A 10,022-nucleotide genomic window follows, 5' to 3' on the forward strand; every position below is an offset into this window, starting at 1 on the left:
CCGCCAGGCTTCCTCAAGACTGAGGAGGCCGCCGCGTACAGCGGCAACAACTTCAGCCTTGCGGCGGATAACCCAGCGCCGTGTATTCGACGGCGGAAGATCTGCAACGGTGAGCGGACTTCCGTCCGGACCGATGACGTACTTTACTCGTGGTCTTACCAGATCGGTCATTGTACTCTCTACACAACACTCAAGGACCTAATCACGCTTCACGATAGCGTCACAGCTTTAAAAAAGAGCTAAGCACTCGGTAAGGCTCTGGTAATAAATAATAATTTTCATTAAAGATTATGTAGAAAGAGCTTGAAAACGCCATATTTAAGCCGTTTTGAGGCTTTTTTACTCGTTTTCAGCTCAAAATATTTTATTAAAAAATCTCCTTTGCCCTGCGGCATCTTGGCAAGGCGGGTCACAATGGCCTATATAAGGGGAGAATTTGAAGCAAGATATCGGGTTTTGACCCCGGATATGGACCTAATCATGAAACTGAACAGCCTCGATTTGCCGGGAAAGCCGGAAGATACGCGCATTGTTGTTGCAATGTCAGGAGGCGTTGATTCTTCGGTTGTTGCCGGTATTCTCAAGCGTGAAGGCTATGATGTTGTTGGTGTAACCCTTCAGCTCTATGATCATGGCGCTGCCGTGCACCGTGCCGGTTCCTGCTGCGCAGGACAGGACATTGAAGATGCGCGCCGCGTTTCCGAAAGCCTTGGTATTCCGCATTATGTACTGGATTATGAAGCGCGCTTCCGTGAAGCGGTTATCAATCCTTTTGCCAACAGCTATGTGAGCGGTGAAACGCCGATCCCGTGCGTTGCCTGTAACCAGACTGTAAAATTTGCTGATCTGCTGGCCACAGCACGCGATCTGGGCGCGGCAGCGCTTGCGACCGGTCACTATATTCGCAGCGGTGCAAACGGCGCTCACAGAGCTCTATTCCGCCCAGTTGATGCGGATCGCGACCAGAGCTACTTCCTTTTCGCCACCACGCAGGAGCAGATCGATTATCTGCGCTTTCCGCTTGGTAATCTGCCAAAAGCGCATGTTCGTGAAATGGCTGAGGAAATGGGGCTGACTGTTGCCAAGAAGCAGGACAGTCAGGACATTTGCTTTGTCCCGCAGGGCAAATATTCCGATATTATTTCGCGCCTGAAGCCGGAAGCGGCGACACGTGGCCATATCGTGCATATTGACGGCCGTGTTCTGGGCGATCATGACGGTATTGTTCATTATACGGTTGGCCAGCGCCGCGGTATTGGTATTGCGACCGGTGAACCGCTTTATGTTGTGCATCTCGATGCTGCCCATGCGCGCGTTATTGTCGGCCCGCGTGAAGCGCTTGAAACACATAAAGTATTCCTGCGTGATATGAACTGGCTTGGTGACGGTCCGCTTGCTGATCTGCCAGCGGAAGGTATGGAAGTCTTTGCCAAGGTGCGTTCAACGCGTCCGCCAAAGCCTGCTGTTTTGCATCATGCAGACGGGCAGACTTGGGTTGAGCTGATTGATGGTGAGAGCGGTATCGCTCCGGGACAGGCCTGTGTGCTCTATTCCGACGACAGCAATACGGCGCGCGTATTCGGCGGTGGTTTTATTGCCCGTTCCGAACGTGCTCCGGAAGCCGAAAAAATGCTTCGTGAACTGACCGGCAATGGCGCAGGAGCGACATCAGGCTCAGTGTCAGCAGCCTGAGCTGCATATGAGTGTTGAAGACTATGATCCGGAGTAAACAGATGAATGATGCATTTGTTTACTCCGGATTGTTTATGTTCCACGCTCTTTCTTCGTAATATAGATGCTTGCAAAGCTGTGTTTTGGATATATTCATCGCTCCTGTGATTGCGATAACCTGTCAGATAAGCATTTCATCTTGATCTGATATAACCGGCATCAAAAAACTCCTGAAATACACGGCACTTGAGCAGCAGCCAGAAGCTGAAGCCAATATTTTCAGAATTGATGCGGTTCATCAATAAAATTGAGCTTAGATTCTCACTCTGAAAAGAGTGTTGAAATTCATATATTTGATGATTTATTGAACTGATAATTTAGAATTTAATAATTCTATTTCAGGTTGTATGTATCCAGTATTCTGTTCAGTCAATTGATGCTGAGGTTTTGCGGCATTGCCCGCGTTACAGTGAAATGATTTGTTTGTTTCCGGTGGCATGAAACGAGCGGCTTCAGTTTGAAATCAGGCAGTTTAATCAAAATTTGCGCGGCTCAGGCAGGATAATGCGATGCCGGAGGCTGTCGCTACATTCAGGCTGTCAAACCGGCGGGACATAGGAATGCGGGCGCTTTGCAGGGAGGTAAGCAGATGCTGCGGCAGTCCTTCGCCTTCAGTGCCCAGCAAAAGCGCGGTTCGCCCATTTACAGGCAAATCATAGAGCGATTGCGGGCTTTGCGGTGACAGTGCAATGAGGTTGATGCCCGCTTCGGCAACGGTTTTAACAATATCGTCAATCTTGCCGTTATGGGCATAGGGAACTTGTAATGTTGCGCCGACCGAAACACGGATTGCTTTACGGTAAAGCGGGTCGCAGCATGTTTCATCCAGCATTACACAACTGGCTTCAAAGGCGGCGGCATTGCGGAAAATTGATCCGATATTGTCATGGTTGGATATGCCGCAAAGGATCAGGATAAGGGCATTATCCGGCAAATTCTCTATGAGATTCTGGATGTTATGAAGGGTTTTTCTTTTCCCGACAGCGAGAATGCCGCGATGGACATTGAAGCCCGCAATCTGATCCATATCGGATGGTGAGACTGCATAAACAGGGACGTGATCAGGAACCAGAGGCAAAATATCCTGAAGGCCGGCCAGTTTGTTTTCGGTGATAAGAAGAGATTCAGCTTCAAACTGCGATGAATTCAGCAGAACGCGTAAGACGACCTTGCCTTCTGCAATGAAGCGGGACTCGCGCCCTGTAAGGTCTTTTTCTTTAATATTGAGATAAGCGCCGAGGCGCTTATCTGCTAAGTCATTAATAAATATGACGGAATTATATTTAGTCTGATTATGCATCAGTTCAGTTTAAGCAAACGCTTCCCGTCTTTTCTCGCTGCGTGCCAGATACAGACTGCCTAATGTTGAAAGCACCAGCTCAATATGCGGAGATGAAACAACATAGTAGATTGTCTGGGCGTCCCGTCTTGTGGAAACAAGATTGAGTGCGCGCAGTTTTGCAAGGTGCTGTGATAATGCAGACTGGCTGAGGTCGATTGCTTTTGCAAGACTTCCCACAGACATTTCATTATGCAACAGCTTGCAAAGGATCAGCAGCCTTTTATTGTTGGCGAGAGCCGACAGGAAGTCGGCAGCCTGATCCGCGTTATCGACAAGATTTGCGTAGATATTATCATGTTTCATGTGCAGTCCTACCCCCGTATGACAGCAATTTTGATAGTGCGCTTATAAGAAAGAAATCAGCGCACTATTACAACTACCAATAGAATTGATATTTGCAAGAATTATTTTAAAACGTACAGAATAATTACTCTTTAAGGGAGTGATAAATCGATTTCAAAATTATTTGTTTATTTTATATTTAGCGATTGCTAAAATATTGAAAATGTCATTTTAAACTAAAATATTAATAATAAATATTGGTCGCTTTTGTAAAAAAATAATCGTTGAATTTCAAAATTTATGAGCAGGCTTTTGAATAAGTACACATTTTTGTGATCTTGTTAATTTAGAGTATTGATCGAGAAAAAATCTAAGTCAAACACAGGCAGATAAGACGAAGCTCAATCAGATTGTGCTTCGCCGTATCATTCAAAAACTATTATATAAGTCGCAAATGTCGCAGGCTGGACAGCGGGAAATCGTCGATATTTATTGCGGCAGTACAATATCTTCGGTTTTTAAATGGAAAGCTTTTCCGAAACCACCATTGAGACCGGCACTTTCCACATTGAGGCGGAAAATAACAAAATCGCCGAGATCAATATAAAGTTTAACTTTAGGGCGTTTTTCGAGGAACAAATCCCGCAGGCGCTGATATCCTTCCTGACCACGCATGAATTTCTCTGCTGAACAGGCAAGGGTAATGCGCGGATGAACCAGCGGGTCACCTTTATCGGCCGGTTCGCCAAGCAGTAGCGAACAGACAGGATTGGCGTCCAGAGCCGGTGTATGGGTGGCAAGGCCGGATGCCAGAAGCAGGGGAGTGTTATCCGTATCGGTGGTGATTGCAACGCGTGTTACACTCGGACGGCCGGTTGCCGGATCAAGCACTGCGAGTGAGCCGTAAGTAGCATTTGTAATCAGCTGAACAGCGAGTACACGTGCTTCTTCTGTTGTCTGCTGGATGACGTCTTTCTTTTCACTCATAATCCTGCCTCATTTTCCGTGTCTTGTCCTGATCTATCAATAGCTTGCGTAACGTCGGGTACTGTTCCGATTCTGACAGGAACCGGCGCAAACAGGCTGATTACTAGCAGCTAATCACAAAAAAATCCTGCGTGCTTTGTGAAATTGAAACGGTTGAAAAGCCGAAATTCTCATTAAAAATCAAATATATATTTTTTATGTCTAATTATGGAGCAGAATTATTTTTTCTGCGCCGTTGACCAAGACGTAAATTCAACTTGCCTTTTTGCCGCGCAAAATGCTTCTTTACGCCTCAGACTGCGACGTGAGGCGTTGCAGCTTGTTATCGGGTGGAGGCCTATAATGAAATTTCACACTAAACTTCTTGCTGCGACTGCGCTGACCGCTGCCATGATGGCGGGTTTTTCCGGCGCTGCATCCGCAAAGACGCTGGTATATTGCTCGCCGGCATCGCCGGAAGGATTTGATCCGGCACCTTACACAGGTGGTGATACTTTTGATGCGTCTGCGCATCCGGTTTATAACCGTCTGGTTGAGTTTGAGAACGGCACAACTGTTGTTGAGCCAGGTCTTGCTGAGAAATGGGAAGTGTCCGAAGATGGTCTGGAATATACATTCCATCTGCGTAAGGGCGTAAAATTCCAGACAACGGATTATTTTACACCGACCCGTGATTTCAATGCTGATGACGTTCTGTTCTCATTCGACCGTCAGCGTAACAAAGACAATCCTTGGCACCAGTATACTGCCGGTATTTCCTACGAATATTTCGACAGTATGGAAATGGGCACGCTGATCAAGGATATCGTCAAGGTTGACGATAATACTGTTAAGTTCGTGCTGACACGTCCTGAAGCACCATTCCTCGCCAATATTGCGATGCCTTTCGTATCCATTATGTCGAAAGAATATGCGGACAAACTGGACGCAGATGGTAAAAGAGAAAACCTCAACCAGTTCCCAGTGGGTACCGGTGCGTTTACTTTTGTAGCCTATCAGAAAGATGCGGTTATCCGCTTCAAAGCGAATCCTGATTACTGGGGTGAAAAGCAGAAAATCGACGATCTGGTTTTCGCAATCACAACCGATGCTGCAGTTCGTGCGCAGAAGCTGAAAGCCGGCGAATGCCATCTGATGTCTTATCCGGCTCCGGCAGATATCAAAGGCCTGCAGGCTGACAGCAATCTGAAGGTTGATGAACAGGCCGGTCTGAATATTGCATATTTTGCATATAATACGCTTGTTGCACCTTTCGATAAGCCGGAAGTACGTAAGGCACTCAATCAGGCTGTGAACAAGCAGGCGATCATTGACGCCGTGTTCCAGGGTTCCGGTCAGGTTGCCAAAAACCCGATCCCGCCGACAATGTGGGGTTACAATAACGCGATTGAAGACGACAAATATGATCCTGAATCCTCGAAAAAGGCTCTGGAAGCTGCCGGCGTTAAAGATCTGAAGATGAAGCTTTGGGCAATGCCTGTAAGCCGTCCTTATATGCCGAATGCACGTCGTACAGCTGAGCTGATGCAGGCCGATCTGGCCAAAGTCGGTGTAACAGCTGAAATCGTTTCGATGGAATGGGGTGAATATCTCAAGAAGTCGGGCGAAAAGGATCGTGACGGTGCGGTGATCCTCGGCTGGACCGGTGATAATGGTGATCCGGATAACTTCCTCGGCGTTCTGCTCGGCTGTTCCGGTGTTGGCAGTAACAACCGTGCACAATGGTGCTACCAGCCATTTGAAGATCTGATCCAGAAGGCGAAAGTGACTTCCGATCAGGCAGAGCGCGTTAAGCTTTACGAGCAGGCACAGGTAATTTTCAAGGAGCAGGCTCCTTGGAACACACTGGCACATTCCACAGTCTATGTGCCGATGTCTGCCAAAGTTACGGGCTTTAAGATGAGCCCGCTCGGTGATTACCGTTTCGACGGTGTTGATATTTCCGAGTAATTCTTAAAAGGAGAATGACCGGGCGCTGGATGAAATATTTCAGCGCCCGGTCTTGCTATATTCATGATACGATTCATTTTAAGCAAAATTGCCTATCTGATACCGACATTTTTCGGCATCACTATTCTTGCTTTCGGCTTCGTACGCGTTTTGCCGGGTGATCCGGTCCTGCTGATGGCAGGTGAACGCGGCGTATCGCCGGAGCGACATGCGGAGCTGATGAAGCAGTTCGGTTTTGATAAGCCGATGTGGCAGCAATATCTGGATTATATCTGGAATTTGCTACACGGCGATTTCGGCATGTCCATGGTTACCAAAAAACCGGTTATTACCGAGTTTTTCACGCTTTTTCCGGCGACAGTCGAACTGGCGCTGTGTGCTATTGTGCTTGCGGTTCTGATCGGTATTCCTGCCGGTGTTTTTGCAGCGGTTAAGCGCGGTTCGTGGTTTGATCAGACATCGATGGGCGTAGCACTGGTTGGCTATTCCATGCCGATTTTCTGGTGGGGCCTGCTGCTTATCATTCTGTTTTCGGGTATTTTACAGTGGACACCGGTTTCCGGCCGTATTTCACTGATGTATTTTTTCCCGCCGGTTACCGGTTTTATGCTGATTGACAGTCTTCTGTCGGGACAGAAGGGGGCTTTTACCTCTGCGCTTTCGCATCTGATCCTGCCGACAGTCGTATTGGCAACAATTCCGATGGCGGTGATTGCACGTCAGACCCGCTCGGCTATGCTTGAAGTCTTGGGTGAGGATTATGTCCGTACAGCGCGCGCAAAAGGCCTTGGCCAGCGTCGTGTTATCGGGCTGCATGCTCTGCGCAATGCGCTTATTCCGGTTATTACCACAATCGGTTTGCAGGTCGGCGTTTTGCTTGGCGGTGCTATTCTGACTGAAACTATTTTCTCCTGGCCGGGGATCGGCAAATGGATGATCGACAGTATTTTCCGTCGTGACTATCCATCTGTTCAGGGCGGTTTGCTTCTGATCGCCATCCTTGTGATGGTCGTTAATCTGGCTGTTGATTTGCTTTACGGCTTAATCAACCCGCGCATCCGGCATAAGTGAGGCTTCCAATGAGTAATTCTACTGTACCAATGGAAAAGTCAGTTGATGTGTCTTTGCGACGCCAGCTTGCCGATTTCTGGTATTATTTCAGCGTGAACCGCGGTGCGGTTCTCGGCCTGATCGTTTTCGTAGCGCTGGTTCTGGTGGCTGTTTTTGCACCTTTGCTGGCTCCCCATGATGCGACACAGCAATATCGTGACGCATTGCTGACCCCTCCGGTCTGGCAAGAGGGCGGTAAAGCTGCATTTCTGCTCGGTACAGATGCGGTTGGCCGCGATGTTCTGTCCCGTCTGATTTACGGCTCGCAATATTCGCTGTTTATCGGTCTTGTGGTTGTTGTTCTGTCGCTGGTTTCCGGTGTGACCGTTGGTCTGATCGCCGGTTTCTTTGGCGGCGTGGTTGATACAATCATCATGCGCGTGATGGACATCATCCTGTCCTTCCCGTCGCTTATTCTGGCGCTGGTTCTTGTGGCAATTCTCGGACCTGGTCTGATGAATGCGATGATCGCTATCGCGCTTGTTTTGCAGCCGCATTTTGCGCGTCTGACCCGTGCGGCCGTGATGGCGGAAAAGAACCGTGAATATGTGATTGCTGCCCGCTTGGCCGGTGCCAGCCGTCTGCGTCTGATGTTCAAGACCATTCTGCCGAATTGCATGGCACCGCTGATCGTGCAGGGCACTTTGTCCTTCTCCAATGCGATCCTTGATGCTGCTGCTCTGGGCTTTCTTGGTATGGGTGCACAGCCGCCGACACCGGAATGGGGTACAATGCTTGCTGAAGCACGTGAATTTATCACCCGTGCATGGTGGGTTGTTACATTCCCGGGTCTTGCTATCCTGATTACGGTTCTCGCGATCAATCTGGTTGGCGACGGTCTGCGCGATGCGCTTGATCCAAAACTGAAGAGGAGCTGATAATGGCTCTTTTAGAAATCAAAAATCTGACAGTTGCCTTTGATACGTCAACAGGTGCTTTCAAAGCCGTAGACGGCATCGATATTTCTGTCGATGCCGGTGAGGTTCTGGCTATCGTTGGTGAATCCGGTTCGGGTAAATCCGTTGGTATGCTGGCGGTGATGGGATTGTTGCCGAAGACTGCAACAGTCACCGCGGACAAGATGCTGTTTGACGGCCGTGATCTGCTCAATATGAGCGATAAAGAACGCCGCGCGATTATCGGTCGTGAAATCTCCATGATTTTTCAGGAACCGATTGCCAGCCTCAACCCGTGCTTTACCGTTGGTTTCCAGCTTGAGGAAGTTCTGCGCTTCCACCTGAATATGGGTAAAGCACAGCGCCGTAGTCGTGCGATCGAGCTTCTGGAACTGGTGGGCATCCGTGATGCCTCTGAGCGTCTGGGCAGCTATCCGCATCAGATGTCCGGTGGTCAGTGCCAGCGCGTGATGATTGCCATTGCGATTGCCTGTAATCCGAAATTGCTGATCGCGGATGAACCGACAACTGCGCTTGATGTGACCATTCAGAAACAGATCCTTGATCTCTTGATGCGTTTGCAGGAAGAGCACGGTATGGGTCTGATTATGATTACGCATGATATGGGTGTTGTGGCAGAAACTGCAGACCGCGTTATCGTGCAGTATAAAGGTCATAAGATGGAAGATGCGGATGTGCTCTCATTGTTTGAGAATCCGCAGAACCCTTATACAAAAGCACTGCTTTCAGCCCTGCCGGAAAATGCAACCGGTGACCGTTTGCCAACGGTTTCGGATTTTGTCTTGCAGAATGCCGCATCGTCAGGAGCTGCCCAATGAGTGAGATCGTTCTTGAAGCCCGTAATATCGTGCGGGATTATCACACTGGCGGCGGTTTGTTTTCCAAGGCGAAAACTGTGCATGCAGTGAAAAATGTCAGTTTCTCGGTCGAGAAGGGCAAGACACTGGCTATTGTTGGTGAAAGCGGTTGCGGCAAGTCAACACTTGCCCGCATCCTGACTTTGATTGACCCGCAGACATCCGGCGAATTGCTGATTGACGGTCATCCGGTGAATATTGCCACCGATGGTCTGACCCGCGAAATGCGCCAGCGTGTGCAGATCGTGTTTCAGAACCCGTATGGCTCGCTCAATCCGCGTCAGAAAATCGGTGATGTGCTGGCGGAACCACTGCTGCTGAATACCAATATGACAGCGGAAGAGCGTCAGGAAAAAGCGATGCAGATGCTGCTCAAGGTCGGTCTTGGCCGCGAGCACTTCAATCGCTATCCGCATATGTTCTCCGGCGGTCAGCGTCAGCGTATTGCGATTGCCCGTGCATTAATGCTCAGCCCGCGCCTTCTGGTGCTGGATGAGCCGGTCTCGGCACTCGATCTCTCGGTGCAGGCGCAGGTGCTTAATCTTCTTGCGGATCTGCAGGAAGAGTTTGAACTGACCTATGTTTTCATCAGCCATGATTTGTCTGTGGTACGCTATATCGCCGATGAGGTGATGGTGATGTATTATGGTGAGGTTGTTGAATATGGCACACGTGACGAGGTGTTTAATCATCCGCGTCATGACTATACGAAGAAACTGTTCGGGGCCACTCCGCGTTCGGATATCGAAAGCATTCGTCAGCGTGTGACTGAACGTGCGAAAAAACGTTCAGCAGCCTAAACCGCGATTACAGTGATAATAAAAACGCCGCGCTGATAAGATCAGC

10 protein-coding genes are annotated in these 10,022 nt (G+C 49.0%); 6 read left to right on the forward strand and 4 right to left on the reverse strand.

What is annotated here, in order from left to right; translation table 11 throughout:
- Positions 1-171 (reverse strand): DUF1153 domain-containing protein (locus tag A918_RS21470; RefSeq protein WP_156831386.1); only part of this gene is annotated, 171 nt, incomplete at its 3' end.
- A gap of 309 nt (positions 172-480) precedes the next feature.
- On the opposite strand from A918_RS21470, the gene mnmA reads away from it, so the two are divergent.
- On the forward strand, positions 481-1,692 hold the full coding sequence (gene mnmA / locus A918_RS0105525; protein ID WP_022710090.1) for a tRNA 2-thiouridine(34) synthase MnmA: 1,212 nt from the start codon (positions 481-483) through the stop codon (positions 1,690-1,692).
- Between the two features lie 511 nt (positions 1,693-2,203).
- On the opposite strand, the gene A918_RS0105535 is transcribed toward mnmA, so the two are convergent.
- The 3 genes from A918_RS0105535 to A918_RS0105545 all read right to left on the reverse strand — a co-directional run bounded on the left by A918_RS0105535 (position 2,204) and on the right by A918_RS0105545 (position 4,342).
- Complete coding sequence (locus A918_RS0105535; RefSeq protein ID WP_022710092.1) at positions 2,204-3,031, reverse strand: RNA methyltransferase; 828 nt, start codon at positions 3,029-3,031, stop codon at positions 2,204-2,206.
- A 9-nt stretch (positions 3,032-3,040) separates the two neighbouring features.
- Entirely contained in the window at positions 3,041-3,376 is a 336-nt protein-coding gene (locus A918_RS0105540; protein ID WP_022710093.1) for a helix-turn-helix transcriptional regulator, read from the reverse strand.
- Positions 3,377-3,844: 468 nt separating this feature from the next.
- Positions 3,845-4,342 (reverse strand): HugZ family protein, encoded by a 498-nt coding sequence (locus A918_RS0105545; protein WP_022710094.1) that lies wholly within the window; start codon positions 4,340-4,342, stop codon positions 3,845-3,847.
- Positions 4,343-4,684: 342 nt separating this feature from the next.
- Here A918_RS0105545 and A918_RS0105550 point away from each other — a divergent pair, with 342 nt between their 5' ends.
- The 5 genes from A918_RS0105550 (at position 4,685) to A918_RS0105570 (ending at position 9,976) form a co-directional block, all read left to right on the forward strand.
- A complete protein-coding gene (locus A918_RS0105550; RefSeq protein ID WP_022710095.1) occupies positions 4,685-6,292 on the forward strand; it encodes an ABC transporter substrate-binding protein in 1,608 nt (535 codons plus the stop codon).
- Between the two features lie 63 nt (positions 6,293-6,355).
- Positions 6,356-7,363 (forward strand): ABC transporter permease subunit, encoded by a 1,008-nt coding sequence (locus tag A918_RS0105555; RefSeq protein ID WP_022710096.1) that lies wholly within the window; start codon positions 6,356-6,358, stop codon positions 7,361-7,363.
- Positions 7,364-7,371: 8 nt separating this feature from the next.
- Positions 7,372-8,280 (forward strand): ABC transporter permease subunit, encoded by a 909-nt coding sequence (locus tag A918_RS0105560; RefSeq protein WP_028233427.1) that lies wholly within the window; start codon positions 7,372-7,374, stop codon positions 8,278-8,280.
- Between the two features lie 2 nt (positions 8,281-8,282).
- Entirely contained in the window at positions 8,283-9,137 is an 855-nt protein-coding gene (locus A918_RS19580; protein ID WP_022710098.1) for an ABC transporter ATP-binding protein, read from the forward strand.
- The gene (locus A918_RS0105570) at positions 9,134-9,976 is read left to right on the forward strand and encodes a dipeptide ABC transporter ATP-binding protein (RefSeq protein ID WP_022710099.1); all 843 of its coding nucleotides are present in this window, start codon (positions 9,134-9,136) and stop codon (positions 9,974-9,976) included. The genes A918_RS19580 and A918_RS0105570 overlap by 4 nt, the downstream gene beginning before the upstream one ends.
- Positions 9,977-10,022: the final 46 nt, after the last annotated feature.

Source organism: Pseudochrobactrum sp. AO18b (genome assembly GCF_000409565.1).
Taxonomy (GTDB): Bacteria; Pseudomonadota; Alphaproteobacteria; order Rhizobiales; family Rhizobiaceae; genus Pseudochrobactrum; species Pseudochrobactrum saccharolyticum.